This is a genomic window from Massilia putida, assembly GCF_001941825.1.
Lineage (GTDB): Bacteria > Pseudomonadota > Gammaproteobacteria > Burkholderiales > Burkholderiaceae_D > Telluria > Telluria putida.
Window position 1 is genome coordinate 4,236,187 of the sequence record NZ_CP019038.1, and the last position, 18,142, is coordinate 4,254,328.

The 18,142-nt window shown below is 57.8% G+C and carries 20 protein-coding genes and 1 pseudogene; 6 read left to right on the forward strand and 15 right to left on the reverse strand.

Features of this window, described 5'->3' with window-relative positions; genetic code table 11:
- Positions 1-309: 309 nt before the first annotated feature.
- The 10 genes and pseudogenes from BVG12_RS34180 to petA all read right to left on the reverse strand — a co-directional run bounded on the left by BVG12_RS34180 (position 310) and on the right by petA (position 9,898).
- Positions 310-795, reverse strand: coding sequence for a hypothetical protein (locus tag BVG12_RS34180; protein ID WP_156895700.1), 486 nt, complete (start codon positions 793-795; stop codon positions 310-312).
- Positions 792-1,424, reverse strand: a complete 633-nt coding sequence (locus tag BVG12_RS34185) for a hypothetical protein (protein WP_169926834.1) — start codon at positions 1,422-1,424, stop codon at positions 792-794. The genes BVG12_RS34180 and BVG12_RS34185 overlap by 4 nt, the downstream gene beginning before the upstream one ends.
- A 101-nt stretch (positions 1,425-1,525) precedes the next feature.
- Positions 1,526-2,692 (reverse strand): site-specific integrase, encoded by a 1,167-nt coding sequence (locus BVG12_RS34190; protein WP_156895702.1) that lies wholly within the window; start codon positions 2,690-2,692, stop codon positions 1,526-1,528.
- Positions 2,689-4,170: a site-specific integrase gene (locus BVG12_RS34195; RefSeq protein WP_156895703.1), complete on the reverse strand. Its 1,482-nt coding sequence runs from the start codon at positions 4,168-4,170 to the stop codon at positions 2,689-2,691. Before BVG12_RS34195 ends, BVG12_RS34190 begins: the two co-directional genes overlap by 4 nt.
- Positions 4,167-5,270 carry a tyrosine-type recombinase/integrase gene (locus BVG12_RS21020; RefSeq protein WP_075794108.1) on the reverse strand — a complete coding sequence of 368 codons (1,104 nt, stop codon included), beginning with the start codon at positions 5,268-5,270 and terminating at the stop codon, positions 4,167-4,169. The genes BVG12_RS34195 and BVG12_RS21020 overlap by 4 nt, the downstream gene beginning before the upstream one ends.
- 521 nt (positions 5,271-5,791) lie before the next feature.
- A complete protein-coding gene (locus BVG12_RS21025; RefSeq protein WP_075794109.1) occupies positions 5,792-6,262 on the reverse strand; it encodes a ClpXP protease specificity-enhancing factor in 471 nt (156 codons plus the stop codon).
- Positions 6,263-6,351: 89 nt separating this feature from the next.
- Entirely contained in the window at positions 6,352-6,963 is a 612-nt protein-coding gene (locus tag BVG12_RS21030; RefSeq protein WP_036231132.1) for a glutathione S-transferase N-terminal domain-containing protein, read from the reverse strand.
- A 90-nt stretch (positions 6,964-7,053) separates the two neighbouring features.
- Positions 7,054-7,815 carry a cytochrome c1 gene (locus BVG12_RS21035; protein ID WP_075794110.1) on the reverse strand — a complete coding sequence of 254 codons (762 nt, stop codon included), beginning with the start codon at positions 7,813-7,815 and terminating at the stop codon, positions 7,054-7,056.
- A gap of 52 nt (positions 7,816-7,867) precedes the next feature.
- Complete coding sequence (locus BVG12_RS21040) at positions 7,868-9,283, reverse strand: cytochrome b (RefSeq protein WP_075794111.1); 1,416 nt, start codon at positions 9,281-9,283, stop codon at positions 7,868-7,870.
- Position 9,284: 1 nt separating this feature from the next.
- Positions 9,285-9,898: pseudogene (gene petA, locus BVG12_RS21045) on the reverse strand (ubiquinol-cytochrome c reductase iron-sulfur subunit).
- A 264-nt stretch (positions 9,899-10,162) separates the two neighbouring features.
- Here petA and mscL point away from each other — a divergent pair.
- The 4 genes from mscL to BVG12_RS21065 are packed head-to-tail and all read left to right on the forward strand — an operon-like array spanning position 10,163 to position 12,857.
- Complete coding sequence (gene mscL / locus BVG12_RS21050; protein WP_075794112.1) at positions 10,163-10,603, forward strand: large conductance mechanosensitive channel protein MscL; 441 nt, start codon at positions 10,163-10,165, stop codon at positions 10,601-10,603.
- A gap of 16 nt (positions 10,604-10,619) precedes the next feature.
- Positions 10,620-11,771, forward strand: a complete 1,152-nt coding sequence (locus BVG12_RS21055) for a Do family serine endopeptidase (RefSeq protein WP_075794113.1) — start codon at positions 10,620-10,622, stop codon at positions 11,769-11,771.
- Between the two features lie 15 nt (positions 11,772-11,786).
- On the forward strand, positions 11,787-12,473 hold the full coding sequence (locus tag BVG12_RS21060) for a DUF2461 domain-containing protein (RefSeq protein WP_075794114.1): 687 nt from the start codon (positions 11,787-11,789) through the stop codon (positions 12,471-12,473).
- A 12-nt stretch (positions 12,474-12,485) separates the two neighbouring features.
- Complete coding sequence (locus BVG12_RS21065) at positions 12,486-12,857, forward strand: cupin domain-containing protein (protein WP_075794115.1); 372 nt, start codon at positions 12,486-12,488, stop codon at positions 12,855-12,857.
- A gap of 8 nt (positions 12,858-12,865) precedes the next feature.
- Here BVG12_RS21065 and BVG12_RS21070 read toward each other — a convergent pair whose 3' ends face one another.
- The 5 genes from BVG12_RS21070 to BVG12_RS21090 form a co-directional block, all read right to left on the reverse strand.
- The gene (locus tag BVG12_RS21070; protein ID WP_075794116.1) at positions 12,866-13,918 is read right to left on the reverse strand and encodes an NAD(P)H-dependent glycerol-3-phosphate dehydrogenase; all 1,053 of its coding nucleotides are present in this window, start codon (positions 13,916-13,918) and stop codon (positions 12,866-12,868) included.
- Positions 13,919-13,929: 11 nt separating this feature from the next.
- Positions 13,930-14,385 carry an SH3 domain-containing protein gene (locus tag BVG12_RS21075; RefSeq protein ID WP_075794117.1) on the reverse strand — a complete coding sequence of 152 codons (456 nt, stop codon included), beginning with the start codon at positions 14,383-14,385 and terminating at the stop codon, positions 13,930-13,932.
- Between the two features lie 131 nt (positions 14,386-14,516).
- The gene (gene secB / locus BVG12_RS21080; protein WP_036231111.1) at positions 14,517-14,990 is read right to left on the reverse strand and encodes a protein-export chaperone SecB; all 474 of its coding nucleotides are present in this window, start codon (positions 14,988-14,990) and stop codon (positions 14,517-14,519) included.
- 135 nt (positions 14,991-15,125) lie between these two features.
- On the reverse strand, positions 15,126-15,395 hold the full coding sequence (gene grxC / locus BVG12_RS21085) for a glutaredoxin 3 (RefSeq protein WP_075794118.1): 270 nt from the start codon (positions 15,393-15,395) through the stop codon (positions 15,126-15,128).
- A 17-nt stretch (positions 15,396-15,412) separates the two neighbouring features.
- Complete coding sequence (locus tag BVG12_RS21090; RefSeq protein ID WP_075794119.1) at positions 15,413-15,817, reverse strand: rhodanese-like domain-containing protein; 405 nt, start codon at positions 15,815-15,817, stop codon at positions 15,413-15,415.
- Positions 15,818-15,905: 88 nt separating this feature from the next.
- Here BVG12_RS21090 and gpmA point away from each other — a divergent pair, with 88 nt between their 5' ends.
- Both gpmA and BVG12_RS21100 read left to right on the forward strand, forming a co-directional pair.
- Positions 15,906-16,652: a 2,3-diphosphoglycerate-dependent phosphoglycerate mutase gene (gene gpmA / locus BVG12_RS21095; protein WP_075794120.1), complete on the forward strand. Its 747-nt coding sequence runs from the start codon at positions 15,906-15,908 to the stop codon at positions 16,650-16,652.
- Positions 16,653-16,709: 57 nt separating this feature from the next.
- On the forward strand, positions 16,710-18,131 hold the full coding sequence (locus tag BVG12_RS21100; protein WP_370662848.1) for a murein hydrolase activator EnvC family protein: 1,422 nt from the start codon (positions 16,710-16,712) through the stop codon (positions 18,129-18,131).
- Positions 18,132-18,142 lie beyond the last annotated feature (11 nt).

Below are 18,142 nucleotides of genomic sequence, written 5' to 3' on the forward strand. Positions count from 1 at the left end.
CCGCTTACCTTACCACTACGGCTTTCGCCGCCATATGTTTGTGGTCTGGACTATCCCTTAGCCATAGCAACGCTTTAGGCTCCCCCCGTCTAGTCTCTACACCTTCCTGCGTTAGCAGGCTTGGCTCGGGATCGGCTTAGCCATGCGGCCTTAGCGTTCCCCGAATTTGAAGGGTTCTACTCCTACCGTTTCCAGTAGGGCACTCGTATGTTCAAGGCGGTTGCTCTACCAACTGAGCTAACCCGGCACTGTCCCTTAGTATACTCCATTGTGCGGCTGTTCAGGAAGCAATTGCTTGCCCCAACGTGATCAGGTGCTTTTGGGTCTCGTCGAGCGCCTACTCGGCGTCTTGAGGGGAATCACCTCTGCCCGTTCAGAACTCATACCTGCAGGACGTACAGTCTCGCCGATGGCCTTGTACTCCTTCCAGAATCGCTCAAGCGCGTTTAGTCCACCGGCCTTCATAACCGCTTGAATGCAAGCAGCATGTGAAGCGATCAGGGCTGCAACCTGAGTTCCGAGCATGGCGTTAGCATCCTCTGCTTGAGTCAACTTGTCGCTCAGAGACTTTGATTGGACGAAATGAGGGTTCAACGCACTTCGCAATTGTTTCTGGCGAGCCTGAGCGTTTGATATCATTTCCATACGCTTAGGGTTTCTCGTGAATGCAGACGCATTGTGTAAGGTAGCGTGGTTCCGGGACACTTCTCGAACAGTGATGTCAGTATCCGAAGCTAACAACGCGTCCAACACCCTCGACAGTTCGATGTTCAGTGCGTCGAGTTTGGGCTTCATCGGAAGAGATCCTCTATAGGTGTTGAGTGGTCTGTCCCACTTTCAAACAAGGGCTTACTCGGTTGAGCAGCTAATGCGAGGTCAATGCCGATAATTAACTGCTCTGCATGCGCAATTTGGTTCTTGCGTCCAATAGATTTTATCGGCTTGGCCGCTGCGGTATCCCTCATGACTTTTAAATCGGCACGGAGAGATTCTAAGGAAATGCGATGTTCCTTCATGCCACTTGGAAGGAAATGTCGACAATTATCGAAACACTTGAGATGTTTAACACAGGGGTTTACCGCAAAGCTTGTTATACAGAAACCATACGGCGTCGAGTGAAAGCCATCGCTATTTTGAGATAAGTACAAAAATGCAGCCTCGTCCCCACTTTCTCGCTGAATTTTCTTAAAAGTCATAGCTATAGAACTTCCACCAAATAGGTCGGATAAGACCATCTTTGCTACCGTTTCCTGAGGTGTTCCAGGTTGAAAGAGATTAGCAGCCTTATCTGGAATATCGACATCTTTCAAGCGTTCGCCTAAGCTCCGGTGATCGTACACATAGCTTTGAGTTACCGACTCACGACCGAAATGTTGAGTGATGATAGTGTCCGGCACGCCTTGGCGAAATAATTCTGTATTCATCAAATGGCGTAACGAATGTGGCTTGATCGATAGCTGAGCCTTATTGGGCAGATTGCTATATTGTGTGAATATAGTTCCCTTCTTAGAAGCCTTTTCGGTACTTAAAAAGCTAAAAAGGAGGATTGGGCGGCAATTTCAATCTTTCTAGTACTATCAATGAACTCTGGTAAATCACCTCTGCAATTGTGAAGTACTAAGAACAAAAAATCTCCGATGGTCAGCTGTTCTCCTGATGCCGTCGTAAAAGTTCGTTCAACAGAGTTCTGACTTTTGATTGCGTCGCGGAGTGGTCGCGTGGCCTCTAGTATTTCCAATACTGTCAACTCCACCAGCTTCGCAAACCGCGCCGGCACCCATTGAAAGTCCTCAACAAGTACTTTGTCTCCTTTTTTTCTTCTCTTTTCTCCAAAGTATTTAATCTTTAGAGACCGGCTAACTCCGCCAATTTCGCCAGCTGGCTTGCCTGTAACGATATCAATATGAGTCTCCCATTGGAGGCAATCGGCAGGAAGTAGCACTACTTCATTAAGTCTCAAGCCCGTTAGAGTTAGCATTCGAGCTATTGCGAATCGAATCTTATGCTGGTGTCCTAACGGCGATTCGTTAAATACAATGCGGACCATTTCATGCAGTGCTTCTGCAGATGGAAGTTTTTTGCTTCCCTTTCTTTCAGATAGCATATTGCTTAAAATGGAGTTTAGCTCTTTTTCGCCTTTGTAAACCAAAGGTACATGTAGAGAAAGCAAATTCGAATTTAGAAAGCCTGCAAGAACACCAATGCTTGCCCTGACGCTGGTTCTTTTGGGGAATAAATCTAAATATCGGTCAAGGTCTTCAGAGTTTAATTCCCACGGGTATTTATTTGTGCACGAGAAAAAAGACTTCAATAGAGAAAATTCGTTTCTAACAGATCGTGGCAATATACCTTCTGATGCCCGATGTGCGACTATTGCCTTTAAGAATTCTTGAGTTATTTCGCTGAGAGCCGGCCCAGATGGAAGCAAAACCTCCGGCCATCCGGCTTGAGACGCGCGCGAACGTACTTCTTCATCAATGGAAAAGCTGGTCAAGCGAGCTGCGTGACGTTCATTGTTGGATGAGAATCGGCGAATGTCCCAATCTTCATTGGAACTTATTTTTCCAAGTTCATCACATTGGATATGCCATGAAATTCCTCGCTCCGAAGCCAGACCGTATGCTCGCTCAATAAAATGATGGTAGCTGGCTGGGATACGAGTAATCGAAATTTGAGAAAGAGTTTGGCTCATTTCTGAGATGCGCTTTCGTTCGATATGTCGAGGGCTCGCTGAGCACCTGCTATAGCGGTAGTTAGCTGCAAGTACGCTGGGCTCTCTTTACTCCCCCCAGCTTTAAAAAAAGACAGAACTTGTTCTCGCATTCCAGCAATCGCCTCTTTATGCACAAGGGGATCTAGCACGGGCATATATTTTTTGCAGTTATAACATGACATGACTGGGTCATACATGCAATTTCCTTGACCTGCAGCGCACAACCCTATACCTGCAATCAATCTGCTTCCAACAATACCCGCGATTTGGTCGTCCTCATGTGCATCCTCAAGCTCTTTTGGCGTCACATATTTCCCTGTTGCAATTAACTCGAGCTTAGAATAAAGGGCAGATGTACCTAGAGCTTTATTTAGAAATTCGACTTGCTTTCGGCTTGACTTAAGATAGGTATTTCCCGAATTGAGCTGGGTTTGTCCAAGAAAATTTTTTATGTCGGTTCGACTATGACCAGCGTCAGCTAAAGTTTGTGCTCCAGTATGTCGCAACTTGTAATAATTATACTGTATGCTTACGCCAAATTGTTTGGCAACCTTCTTTGTGAGTGCCCAAAGCTTCGTGCTGTCAGCTGTAGAGAAAATACGGGTTCTCGCAGCATTATTCGCTGAGTTTAGTAGCTTGATAACAAGCGGGGCCCATTCTGGCTTTATGCTGCGCGAAAGTTCCACGTCACCTCGGCCTCCCTTCTTTTTGGCTTGATGAAAGGAGACAATACACGCCAATTTTCCGTCGTTTTCTTCTATAAGTTGAATGTGATTTGTTAAAAGGGTCAATATCTGGACTGGACGGATAGCGTGTTGAAATCCCAAAGCTAAGGCTGTGAGACCTTCGATTTGCCACTCTTCTAAATTTGGTGAGGCCGCCTGCTCGTCAAGTAAACGGATAATATCCGCTTGAGAGGAGGTGGAAAGTAATTTCGAGCGGTTTGCGATCCTCTCCTTTCGCACGGCTCGCTTTGAGCTTTCTCTCGTGTTGAGTTTCTTTATAAACTTCTGATGTGTTGTATCCCAAGGTCCCAAGGAATGTCGCGCAGCGAGTTTCAAAATAGATTTCCCCGCTTTAGCAAGGTCGGGGGTCAATATATTTTTATCCCAAAATGATATTATATCGCTAGGTTTCGTTTCAAGTAACTCAAGGAATATGATCCAGTGACGTAGTAGAGTGTACGTAAATTTATAGAATGATGATGGCGAAAAATTTGCTTGCGTAAGAAGCACTAAGGTCTGTTGAAAAAGACCTACTTCCCCAGGTAAAAATTCAAATTTTCTTATTATGCCTTGAATGGATGGAGACCAAAGGGTTTCGCCCAATACCAAGGTTACCGATTTTCCTGAATATTTGTCATATAATGTAAATGTCTCTGGCACAGCTGGCCACCCCCAAAACATTGGGTTAGCTTCGTGACCGTCGCTAGGAAAAAGGGTCTGATGTATATTCATCTGCTTACTCGGTACGTGTCTAACATCGCATCGAACGTCTTGGCAACAGAATTTTTGACGTCGTCTTGAATGGCAGCGCGAGCATAAGTATCTGGCATATCAGAATTCTTACTCCAGCCGAAGAACACTCTCATTCTCTCCATAGCCTTTTCTTTGTCGCCGTCAGATAAAAATGCGACATAGCGAACGCATGCACATGTATGCCTTAGGTCATGGGGAGAAATAAATTTTTTATTAGCTCGTTGGCGAAAAGCTTTTAATGTGTCAGGTTCCATCGCAAGCGAATACATCCTTAGAGCTTTAGTCACAGATTCAGCGGAAAGTGGCTCACCAGTATCTGAAGTAAAGAGGAATTGATGTTCGGTACTTTCTGTTCGATATTCTCCAATATATCGCACGATTAGTTCTGCGAAGCTTTCAGAAACGGGTACTTCACGATGCGACCATGGGGTTTTAATGCTGGGGCGTGTGGTACGTATATCGACATAAGCTAGGTCTTCTTCGGAAGTATTCGTAACATTTAGCCAGTATCGTACCTCACCCGATCGCATATCTAAATCCTGCTTAAGGGAATCAAGCGTTAGAAGTAGAGTTTCACCCCTGCGCAGACCACAGAGCAGCATCAACAAAACTAATAGCCAGTTTCTTACCTGAATAGCAGGCGTTATGAAAGGATTGTCTGCTGCTCCAGGCTCGGCTACCGCAAGAAGGCCCTTAAGCGCTGTATCGGGTAATGCTCGGATAAACTTTACCCTGCCTTTATTAGAGGCCCGAAGCGTTCCAGGTTGTGGAACGGCTTTTTGAAGAGAGCGCCATTGTTGGCTGCTTACGGCCCAGTGATTCGCAAAGTAATGAAAAAATCTGCTGACAGTATCCCAGCAAGAAACGTCTGTGCTACTAAATGAATTTTTCGATGTAAGCGAGATATAAAATGAATCGAATATCTCGTGTAGGCGCTCTGCGTTTTTGTCTCCAAAAGCGTTGTCTAGTGCGTGTTGACCAAATTTGCTATCGCAATAGACGTAAAATCTGTCGAGGTAACGGAGCCGTCCAATTAGAGTGTTCTCAGCCCAACTGCCCCCTTCATAAAGCGTCCACACCGTTGACCAGTATCGTGGTCGAGGAAGCGGAGACGGTTCAGTAATGACGTGAGTGGGGAAAGCGCCAGTGCGATAAAGTGGCATTTGGCCCACCCTATAGGTTTAAAGGGATAGCAAAGGCACCAGAGCGTTGGGGCCGAAAGGTACGCGGAGTCATCGCCAGGCGAAAGGCGCCTAAGGTTAACCACTTGAAGGAAATGACGAATCTGTGGCGAATTGCCGAAGTAGGGCTACCGACTGCTGAACACGCACGCGCAAAAAGCGCTGCGTTGTGGAAAGAAAGGGGATGAAGGGCAATGGCGATCGACTGCAGAGGAGCCGAGTCGACCTCTTGTTTCAGAAAGCGTTTTGGTAGACCCATGCTCGCATCCTTACAGACGAATCCTACGAAGACTGTCATAGGACAACTGTAGCGATGCTAGCCCAAGCCTGCAGCAAACGCAACAGGCGGGCAAGGTACACATTCAAATCAACTGCTCTACCTGATGAGCTAAGCCGGCAATGTGGCCAGGATTATACCCTTATTTGATCCGGGTCAACGTCGGGCGGCCACCTTTTTTGGGTGGTTCGTTGTCGTCGTCGGGTGCATGCGACACCTCGGAGGTCTTGGCCGGGACGGCGGCCAGGCCAGGGGCCGGGCTGGCTGCCGGTTCCGGGGCGGAGGGCAGGTCGGCGGCCGTCGTCGTGACGTCGAAGGCCATGCCCTGGCCGTTTTCGTTGGCGTAGATGGCCAGCACGTTGTGCACCGGGATGTACAGCTCGCGCGAGACGCCGTTGAAACGCGCTCGGAACGTGATCGCGTCGTTGTCCATTTTCAGCCCGGAGGTCGCGCCGTAGCTGATGTTGAGGATGATCTCGCCCTTTTTCACGTATTCCATCGGAACCGTGGTGGCGGCGTCGACCTTGACGGCCAGGTAAGGCGTGTAGCCGCTGTCCGTGCACCATTCGTAGATGGCGCGCAGCAGGTACGGCTTGGTGGAGATGTCTGGCATGGTGTGATCGAAATGATGCGAGATGTTACACGCCAGTGTACTTCGATTCGCCCGCGGCGTCGTAAACTGGCGTGCAACGAAGGCGGCGCTCAGCGGCGCATGACCTTTTCGGACGGGGTCAGGGCTTCGATGTAGGCCGGACGCGAGAAGATGCGCTCGGCGTACTTCATCAGCGGGGCCGCGGTCTTCGACAGTTCGATGCCGTAGTGGTCAAGACGCCACAGCAGCGGGGCGATGGCCACGTCCAGCATCGAGAACTCGTCGCCCAGCATGTACTTGTTCTTCAGGAACAGCGGGGCCAGCGTCGTCAGGCGGTCGCGGATTTCGGCTCTAGCCTTGTCGTGGCTCTTGTCGCCCACCTTGTTGCGCTCGTTTTCGAGCGTGTTGACGTGGACGAACAGTTCCTTCTCGAAATTGAACAGCATCAGGCGGGCACGGGCGCGCATGAGCGGGTCGGCCGGCATCAGCTGCGGATGCGGGAAGCGCTCGTCGATGTATTCGTTGATGATGTTCGATTCGTACAGAATCAGTTCGCGCTCGACCAGGATCGGCACCTGGCCGTACGGATTCATCGTCGAGATGTCCTCGGGCTTGTTAAACAGGTCCACGTCGCGCACTTCGAAGTCCATGCCCTTTTCGAACAGGACCAGGCGGCAGCGCTGGGAGAACGGGCACGTGGTGCCGGAGTAGAGAACCATCATGGTTTATAGTTCCTTCAAGAAACAAAGGGGTGAAGCGCCAGGCGGCTCACCCCGAATAGACATTACCCGCATTATAACCGGGCAATCAACTCACTTTACGTCTTTCCAATAAGAAGCATTCAAAGACCAGGCCAGGAAAGCGAAGAAAGCGAGGAAAATCACGACGATCGCACCCAGGCGCTTGCGAAAGTCGCGCGCCGGTTCGGCCATCCAGTCCATGTATGCGACCAGATCGGCCACCTGCGAATCGAACTCCTGCTGGCTTACCGTGCCCGGCGTCACTTGCTCGAAACCAGCGAAGTGGTGCACGGTCTTGCCCGGCTCGTGCGGATCCGGTTCCTCGACCATCTTGACCGTACGCACGCCCTGCAACTGCCACAACACGTGCGGCATGGCGACGTTCGGCATGACCAGGTTGTTCCAGCCGGTCGGGCGGGTATCGTCCTTATAGAAAGTGCGCAGGTAAGTGTAGATATAGTCGGGGCCGGAACCGGCGCCCGAGGCGCGCGCACGCGTGATCACCGACAGGTCCGGCGGCACGGCGCCGAACCAGGCTTTCGCATCCGCGGGACGCATCGCGATCGTCATCATGTCGCCCACCTTCTCGCCCGAGAACAGCAGGTTGTTCTTGATCTGGTCTTCGCTCAATCCCAGATCACGCAGGCGATTGTAGCGCATCGCCGATGCGGAATGACAGTTCAGGCAGTAGTTGACGAACAGCTTGGCGCCGTTTTGCAGCGAGGAGATATCGGTGCGTTCGGGCGCGCGGTCGAGCGGGAACGCCCCTTCGTTCGCGAACACGAATCCCGGCAGCAACGCCAGGATCGCGAGCAGTTTTTTCGAGAAAAGCATCTTGATGTCCTTTGGCTTGGGCGGAACACTGCCGGGGGCAGTGTTCCGGAATTCAATGCGGGGTGAATGTGACGCGCTTCGGTACCGGCTTGAACCGGCCCATCTCGCTCCACCACGGCATCAGCAGGAAGAAGCTAAAGTACAGCAGGGTGCAGGCCTGGGCGACGAGCGTGTAGGCTGGCGTCGGCAACTGGGTGCCGAGGTAGCCGAGCGTCAGGAACGCCAGGAAGAACACGGCGTACACGGTCTTGTGCCAGCTCGGGCGGTAGCGGATCGACTTCACCGGCGAATGGTCCAGCCACGGCAGCAGGGCCAGGATCACGACGGCCGAGCCGAACAGCACGACGCCCCAGAATTTCGCGTCCAGCACCTGCGGCAGCATGCCGATCTCGGCCAGGATGGCGATCACGGTCACCACGATCTTGGTCTTGTACGACAGGCGCGAACGGAGCCAGATGAACACGACATACGCCGCCACGCCGGCCATCACGACCCACATGAAGTCCGAGGTCGTCGCACGCAGCACGGAATAGAACGGCGTGAAGTACCACGTCGGCGCGATGTGCGGCGGGGTCTTGAGCGAGTCGGCCGGCAGGAAGTTGTTGTATTCCAGGAAGTAGCCGCCCATTTCCGGCGCAAAGAACACGACGCTGCTGAAGATCAGCAGGAACATCGAGACGCCGAACAAGTCCTTGGTCGTGTAGTACGGGTGCGAGGGGATCGTATCGACGCCGTGGCCGTCCGGCCCCAGGTTTTCCTTGACCTCGATGCCGTCGGGGTTGTTCGAGCCGACTTCGTGCAGGGCGATCAGGTGCGCGGCGACGAGGCCCAGCAGCACCAGCGGGATCGCGATCACGTGGAAGGCGAAGAAGCGGTTCAGGGTGGCGTCCGACACGACGTAATCGCCGCGGATCCACAGCGACAGGTCCGGGCCGATGAACGGGATGGCGCTGAACAGGTTCACGATCACCTGGGCGCCCCAGTACGACATCTGGCCCCACGGCAGCAGGTAGCCGAAGAAGGCCTCGGCCATCAGGCACAGGAAGATTGCGAAGCCGAACAGCCAGATCAGCTCGCGCGGCTTGCGGTACGAACCGTACAGCAGGCCGCGGGTCATGTGCAGGTACACGACGATGAAGAAGGCCGAGGCGCCCGTCGAGTGCATGTAGCGCACGAGCCAGCCCCACGGGACTTCACGCATGATGTATTCGACCGAGCCGAACGCGAGGCCGGCGTCCGGCTTGTAGTGCATGGTCAGGAAGATGCCGGTGACGATCTGCATCACCAGGATCAGCATCGCCAGCGAGCCGAACAGATACCAGATGTTGAAGTTTTTCGGGGCGTAGTAGCGGCCCCACTGGTCGTTCCACAGCTTCGACAGCGGGAAGCGGTCATCGACCCAGGCCAGGGCCCGGTGGCTTTTCGGCGCGTCGGCCGGGAGTTTGGTTTCCTTGAACGCTGCGCCCATCTTATGCCTCGCCTTTCTCGTCTTTGCCGATCAAGATCTTGTTGTCGGACAGGTACATGTACGGGGGACGTCAAGGTTGGCCGGGGCCGGCTTGTTCTTGAAGACGCGGCCCGACAGGTCGAACGTCGATCCGTGGCAGGGGCAGAGGAAGCCGCCGTGCCAGTCGTCCGGCAGGTTCGGCTGGGGACCTTCGGCAAAGCGGGCGGAGGGCGAGCAGCCCAGGTGGGAGCAGATGCCGACGACGACGAGGACTTCCTTGTGTTTCTCGTACGCGCGGAATTCGTTCTTCGCGTATGCCGGCACCGGCATTTGATAGGGTTTATCGGAATTCGGATCAGCGACCAGATTGTCGTTCTTCGGCAGACTGGCCAGCATTTCGGGCGTGCGGCGGAGGATCCACACGGGCTTGCCGCGCCACTCCACGACTTTCAATTCGCCCGGCTTGACGTCGGAAATATCCGCTTCGACCGGAGCACCGGCCGCCTTCGCTCGTTCGGAGGGCTGCAACGTACTGACCAGCACCCCGGCCGTTGAAACACCGACAACGCCACCCGCCGCGCATGTAGCCACGAGCAAGCCTCGCCGGCCTGAATCGACCTGCTTCTCATTACTCATACCAACTCCATTCGTCAAATGCGAAATGTTGCAATGCAATACGTTGCAATAGGGTATTAACCTTTTATGCAACGGTCGATTATATGTGAACAGTTTTGCAAATTAAAGAAAAAACGTTTGCATTGTCGCGACGCTTCCCAAATGCTCATTTTTGCGATAGGGGCCCCGACCACATGCTCATCTCGGCCGTCGGGTGCACTGCACGTTTCCTGTATCATCGCTGTGAACCTGGCAAGGTTTTTAAAAACACAAAGGAGGTCTGGGATGGCTATGATGGAAGAGTTCAAAAAGTTCGCGATGAAAGGCAACGTCGTCGACCTGGCGGTCGGTGTGATCATCGGCGGCGCGTTCGGACGTATTGTCGATTCTCTCGTGCAGGACGTCATCATGCCGCCGATCGGCAAGCTGTTCGGCGGACTCGATTTCGCCAGCTACTACGTCCCGCTCAACGGCCAGCCATACGGCCTGCCGCTGGCCGAAGCCAAGAAGGCTGGCGCCGTGCTGGCGTACGGTAACTTCTTCACCATCCTGCTGAACTTCCTGATCCTCGCGTTCGTGATCTTCCAGATGGTGCGCCTGATGAATCGCATGCGCGCGCCGTTCACCAAGGCCGAGGAAGCGCAGCAGGCGGCCGCTGCAGTGGCAACGTCGGAAGAGGTCGTTCTGCTGCGTGAAATCCGCGATGCGCTGACGCTGAAGCGATAGCCGCGGGAGCCGTCCGATGCGCCGCTACTGGCTGCTGTTCGCCCAGACCGTCACGATCGCCCTCGGCATCTACGTCGTGATCGCGGCGCTGCGGCCAGAGTGGACCGGGCGTGCGCCCACGCAGGTGGGCATCGGCGGGCCGGGGCCGGCAGTGCCGGTGCTGCAGGCACCCGCCGGAGAACCGGCGCCGGCCAGCTACCGCGACGCGGCCAGCCGCGCCATGCCGGCCGTCGTCAACATCCTCACCAGCAAGGCGCTGCGCGAGGCCCATCCGCTGCTGAAAGACCCGTTCTTCCGGCGGTTTTTCGGCGACAAGATGCCGCCGCAGGAACAGATGGCCAGCCTGGGTTCCGGCGTGATCGTCAGCGGCGACGGCTATATCCTGACCAATTACCATGTCGTCGAAGGCGCCGACGAGATCGAGGTCGGCCTGGCCGACGGCCGCAAGTCGGCCGCCAGCGTCGTCGGCACCGATCCGGAAACGGACTTGGCCGTCATCCGCATCAAGGCCGATAAATTGCCCGTGATCGTGCTGGGCGACATCAATCAGGCGCGCGTGGGCGACGTCGTGCTGGCGATCGGCAATCCGTTCGGCGTGGGCCAGACCGTCACGCTCGGCATCATTTCCGCGCTGGGCCGCAACAACCTGCACATCAACCATTTCGAGAATTTTATTCAGACGGACGCCGCCATCAACTTCGGCAACTCGGGCGGAGCGCTCGTCGATGCGCGCGGCAACCTGCTGGGCATCAACTCGGCCATTTATTCGCAGACGGGCGGCTCGGTCGGGATCGGCTTTGCGATTCCCGTGTCGACGGCGAAGTCCGTGCTCGATTCCATCATCAAGCATGGCCAGGTCGTGCGCGGCTGGATCGGCGTCGAATCGCAGGACATCACGCCCGAAATCGCCGACAGCTTCGGCCTCGCGCGCGACCGCGGCGCCATCATCGCGGGCGTCGTGCGCGGCGGCCCGGCCGACCGCGCCGGCATGCGGCCGGGCGACATCCTGTTGGCCGTGCAAGGCAAAAAAGTGAGCAACACCAACGACATGATGAACCTCATCGCGGACCTGCCGCCCGGCGGCAAGGCCCAGATGACGGTGATGCGCAAGAACCGCGAGACGACCATCGACGTCACCGTCGGCCGCCGCCCGCGTCAAACCCCTTGATTATCCGGACTTTCCATGCACCTGCGCGACCTCACGCAATTTCTTTCCGAACTCAAAGAGAACAACACCCGGCCCTGGTTCATCATGAACAAGCCCCGCTACGACATCCTGCGGGCCGAATTCATGGAAGTGCTGACGGAACTCATCAAGGAGGTCGGCAGGTTCGACAAGCAGGTCGTCGCCTGCGACCCCAAGAAGGCGATGTTCCGCTTCCAGCGCGATACCCGCTTTTCGCACGACAAGACGCCGTATAAGACGCATTTCTCGGCCGGGATCGCACCCGGCAACAAGCGCCGTCCCAGCGAAGGCGGCGGGCCGACCTATTACTTCCACATCGAATCCGACGGCACGCTGCTGTACGGCGCCGGCGAATACCTGCCGCCGGCAGCGCGTCTGAAGGCGATCCGCGAGCACGTCGTCAACGATGCGACAGGTTTCGCCAAAATGTTGAAGAATAAACATCTGCGCGAGGCGTATGGCGACCTGCAGCCGGAAGACAAATTGCAACGCCCGCCGAAAGGATTCGATCCGAACCATCCGCTGGTCGAATACCTGAAGCTCAAGAGCTATTTTGTCTGGAACGAAGAGAAGCTGGACATCAACGCCCCGGACAAGCTCGTGCCACAGCTCGCGCAGGGATTCAAGGACGCCACCGCGCTCGTCACCTGGCTGCGCGGGGTGCCGCAGACATTCGAAGAGTAAAGGGAGTCACACATGGCGTTACACCACGCAGTATCGGGTGAGCGGATCGCACTCCAGCGGGGCGAAGACGACATCGCGAACTTCACGTCGATCGCATTGATCAAGACCGATCACATGGAATTGATCCGGCTCGTGATACCCAAGGAAAAACCGATGCCGGAGCACTGGGTCGAAGGCGAGATGACGTTGCTGTGCCTGGAGGGCGAGATTGCGTTCCAGGCCCACGGCCGCACGACCATCCTGCGACCGAACGAGATGGTGTATCTGGCCGGCGGCGAACCGCATGCGATCCAGGCCAACCAGGATGCGGTCGCGCTGCTGACCATCTTGCTGCATCCGGGCGATAACGCGGGCGGGCCGACGCGGAACGCGCCGGCGGCGTAGCCCCGGGATCAGGCCAGTTCGTCGCGCGGGTCCCGCGCCAACAGCCTGCCCACCATATCGCTGGCGGAATCGCCATCGAACAACACGCCGGCCACCGCATTGGTGATCGGCATGTCGACGCCCAGCCTGGCCGCGAGCTCGCGCACGGCCTTGGCGCAGGGCACGCCTTCGGCCACATGGCCGAGTTCGCGGACGATGGTGTCGAGCGGCTTGCCCTGGGCCAGTGCCAGGCCCACGCGGCGGTTGCGCGACAGGTCGCCCGTGCATGTCAGGATCAGGTCGCCCATCCCCGTCAGCCCCATGAAGGTGCCCGCATGGCCGCCCAGCGCCAGGCCGAGGCGGGTGATTTCCGCGAGACCGCGCGTGATCAGCGCGGCGCGCGCGTTCAATCCCAGCCCCAGGCCGTCGGCCGTGCCGGTGGCGATGGCGAGGATGTTCTTGACGGCGCCACCCACTTCCACGCCGACCATGTCATCGCAGGAATACACGCGGATATTGCCGCCATGCACGAGCGCGACGACACGCTCGCGCAGTGCCTTGTCGGTCGACGCCACCGTCAGCGCGCACGGCAGGCCGCGCGCCACTTCCTGGGCGAACGACGGACCGGACAGTGCAGCGCCCGGCACGGCATCGCCCAGCACCTCGCGCACGACCTGGTGCGGCAGCAGGCCGGTCTCGTATTCGAAACCCTTGCACAGCCAGACGATGTTCGGAATGGCGCGGCCCTTCAGTTGCTGCAGGAGCGGACGCAGGCCGGCCACGGGGCAGGCGGCGATCAGCAGCGGTTCGGCACCGGGTTGCGCCGCAGCGTCGCCTACGCGCATGTCGACGACATGGGCGACGGCCGCGTCGAAGTCGGCCGTGACGTTCAGGCCGTCCGGCAACCGGAAGCCGGGCAGGTAATGGGTGTTTTCGCGCGCGCCGGCGGCTTGCGCCATCTGCGCGGGATTGCGTCCCCACAGCAGGACGTCGTGGCGCGCGGCGAGCGCGATCGCCACCGCCGTGCCCCAGGCGCCGGCACCGAGGACGGTGATCTTTTGGGGTGGTTTCGGTTCGTGCATGGAAGAACGGGCTAGATGCCCCAGATGTCGGACGCTTTGACGTAGCCGCCGATGCCGTCGCGGTGGCGCACGCGCACCCAGTTGCCGGCTTCCGGATCGACGAGTTCGAGGAGGACGTTCTTTTCGGCCGTCATCACGACGGGCGCATTGTCGTCGGGCGCCGAGCGCACCTTGGCGGATGCGGCACGCACGATGACGTTGCGCCGGGCCGACAGGTTCTTCGCTTCGGTCCAGGCCATGTCGCCGGAAGCGTCGCGCACCTTGACCCAGTCGCCATAGCTGAGGACCACCTCGACCGGCATGCCGCTGGGGGCGATGAACAGCTTGCCGCTCCGGCTGGACGGGGCTTCGTACAGGATCACGGCATGCGCGCCGACCGTCTTGAAATCGAACGCGGCGGCCGCGCACGATGCCAGCAGCAGCAAGGTGCCTGCGATGAGTCGATGGCGGAAACGGATGGGGCGCATGTGGGCCTTTGATTACGGTACACGCAGGACCGGGCTGGATCGACCGGCAATGAAGCGTGTCGGCAAAAGCGCGTCAATGAAACGAGGCGTCCGGCCCCGCCCTGGACGGGCGGCGCGGGACGCCCGGGATATTACTGGTTACCAGCCGGCGTGCCTGCTGCGGCAGCCTGCTCGGCCAGCGCCTGGCGGCGCTGCTGGTAGAACACTTCGAAGTTGATCTCGGCCAGGTGGACCGGCGGGAAACCGGCACGGGTGATCACGTCGGCGATGTTTGCACGCAGGTAAGGATAGATGATGTTCGGGCAACCGATGCCCAGCAGAGGATCCATCTGCTCGGCGGGGATGTTGCGGGCTTCGAAGATACCTGCCTGCTTGCCTTCGGCCAGGAAAGCGACCTTGTCCTTGACCTTGGCGGTGACGGTGATGGTGACGGTCGATTCGTAGATGCCGTCGGCGATGCCTTCGGCGCCGACGTCCAGCGAGACCTCGATCGTCGGGGCTTCCTGCTCCAGGAAGATCGCCGGGGAATTCGGTTGTTCCAGCGACAGATCCTTCAGGTAGATACGCTGGATTTGGAATACGGGTTGCAGGTTTTCGTCAGCCATGGAACGCTTTCGTGTAATTTTTAAGAAGAATGGCAAAGCCTGCCATTCGAGGTGCTTGACTTGTCAAGGCGCCGGCAATTGTATCAAAACCAATTCGGTTTCAGTAGTTGACGGAGCCCTGCTTGACCTGCTGATTCAGGCTGCGCTGCCGTTGAGCAGCGGGTCCAGGCGGCCGGCCTGGTCGAGGGCGTACAGATCGTCGAAGCCGCCCACGTGGGTGTCGCCCACGTAGATTTGCGGCACGGTACGGCGGCCGGTACGCTGCATCATGATGGCGCGCTGTTCCGGGTCAAGGTCGACGCGGATGCGTTCGATGTCGGTCACGCCCTTGGCTTCCAGCAGGCGCTCGGCGCGTACGCAGTAGGGGCAGCTGGCAGTGTGATAGAGGACAACATGGGCTGTCATGGCAGAATCCTTTCAAATTATTTGATCAGGGGCAGGCCGGCAGCCATCCAGGCCGCGATACCGCCTTCCAGGCCATAGATATCTTCGAACCCTGCCGCTTTCAACAGGCGCGCCGCTTTATCGGCGTGTTTGCCGTCTTGATCGACGACAATGATGGTCTTGACCCTCGACTTGTCCAGCTCGCTGGTACGATTGCCCAAGTCTGCCAGCGGAATGTGTTTCGCGTCGCGCAGGTGCCCGTTGGCAAATGCGTCGGCGCCGCGCACATCGATCACGGCGGTGGATTTACCGCGGTTGATCATCTGGGTGGCCTGCAGCGGCGATGCCACACGGCCACGCGGCGCCAGCGATAACCATAGCAGCGCGCCCCCCGACAGGACGGCGATCGCAACAGTGATGAAATGGTCGATGATGAATTTCACGAAGGTTCCGTTGGTTGAACTGAATCATCGCATTATAAAATAGAAGTCGGATCGGTATTTCCTGCTCACTTTTTTCTATAAAGCACCTATGTACAAAATCGTATTCATGCGCCACGGCGAGTCCACCTGGAACCTCGAGAACCGTTTCACCGGCTGGACCGATGTCGACCTGACCGAAAAAGGCGTCAACGAAGCCAAGACGGCCGGCCGCCTGCTGAAGGAAGCCGGCTTCACCTTCGACCTAGCCTACACGTCGGTCCTGAAACGTGCGATCCGCACGCTGTGGCTGGCCATGGACGAGATGGACATGATGTGGCTGCCGGTCAAGAACGACTGGCGCCTGAACGAGCGCCATTACGGCGCCCTGCAAGGCCTGGACAAGGGCGAGACCGCCGCCAAGTTCGGCGACGAGCAGGTGCTCGTATGGCGCCGCAGCTACGACACGCCGCCGCCCGCGCTGGAAGCGAACGATCCGCGCACGTCGTTCAACGATCCGCGCTACGCCGGCCTCGACAAGGCGCAGATCCCGCTGACCGAATGCCTGAAGGACACCGTCGCCCGCGTGATGCCGGCCTGGGACGAAGAAATCGCCCCGGCCATCCGTGCCGGCAAGCAGATCCTGATCTCGGCCCACGGCAACAGCCTGCGCGCCGTGATCAAGATGCTGGACAACATCAGCGACACCGACATCGTCGGCCTGAACATCCCGAACGGCACCCCGCTCGTGTATGAACTGGACGCGGACCTGAAGCCGATCCGTCATTACTACCTGGGCGACCAGGAAGCGATCGCGGCCGCCATGGCCGCCGTGGCCAACCAAGGGAAGGCGAAGTAAGTCTTGCTTTCCTTCGTGAAGTCGACGTCCGCGGGCCTGTCCGTCCGCGGCAAGCTGTTGTGCGGCCTGGTGGCCTGTGCGTTCGCCTTCGGCGGCGCGCAGGCGGCGCCGCGCCAGACCGAGCGCAGCAAGCAAAAAGCCGCCGCCGAGGCGGCGCGCGCCGGTATCCAGCAAAAACTCAGTGCGCTCAAGAAAGACATCAGCCGCACCGAGAGCGAAAAGGAAGACGCGGCCGACGAGCTGGCCGAGTCGGAAGAAGCGATCTCCGACGCCAACCGCTCGCTGCGCGAACTGGCCGACGAGCAGGCTGCCACCAATGCCAAGCTGAAGGATCTCGCGACCGAAGAGGCGCGCCTTGGCGAGACCATCGCGGTCCAGAAGCGCCAACTGGCCAAGCTGTTGCGCGAACACTATGTTGCCGGCAACGAGGACCGCATCAAGCTGCTGCTGTCGGGCGATAACCCGAACCGGATCAACCGCGACCTGCAGATGATGGCCTATGTGTCGCAGGCGCAAGCCAAACTATTGAATTCCCTGCGCGCGAACCTGGCGGCCGTCGAGGCGAATCACGCCGAGACGCAGAACGCCAAGGACGAGCTGGAAGAAATCGCACAAGAGCAGAAGTCGCAGAAGGCGCTGCTCGAAAAAGAAAAGAGCAAGCGCGCCACCCTGCTGGCGAATCTGTCGAGCAAGCTGACGGACCAGCGCAAGCAGGCGAGCCGCCTGGAACAGGACGAGCAGCGCATGAGCGGCCTCGTCGACCGCCTGACGCGCCTGATCCGCGAACAGGAAATCGCGGCCGCCGCCGAGCGCAAGCGACAACAGGAACTGGCCGCCGCGCGCGCGAAAGCGGCCGCCGAAGCGAAAGAACGCGCGCTGGCGCGGGCCAAGGCGCAGCGCGAAGAGCGCGAACGCCTGGCGCGCGAAGCGGCCAGGGAAGCGGCCAAGACCGGCAAGCCCGTTAAACCGTTGCCGCCGCCGAAGCCCGAGCCGGAAGAGACGCGGGTGGCCGAGGAGCCGGCACCGAAACCGGAAGCACCGCAGCGCCGTGCCGACACGGCACTGGCCGCCGACCTGCCGAGCGGCGCCTTCGAAAGCCTGCGCGGCCGCCTGCCGGCCCCGATCGCCGGCAAGATCGTTGCCCGTTTCGGCGCCAAGCGCGGCGACGGCCCGACGTGGCGCGGCATGTTCATCAAGGCGCCGGAAGGCACCGATGTGCGCGCCATCGCGGCCGGCCGTGTCGTGTTCGCCAACTGGATGCGCGGCTACGGTAATTTGATCATCGTCAACCACGGCGGCGAGTACCTGTCGATCTACGGCAACAACCAGACGCTGATGAAGCAGGCCGGCGACGCCGTCAAGCCGGGTGACGTCATCGCCAGTGCGGGCAACACCGGCGGTAACGAGGAATCAGGGCTATACTTTGAGCTCAGGCATCTCGGGAAGGCTTTCGATCCGGCGGGCTGGATCAGGTTCTAATTTCCGGAAGC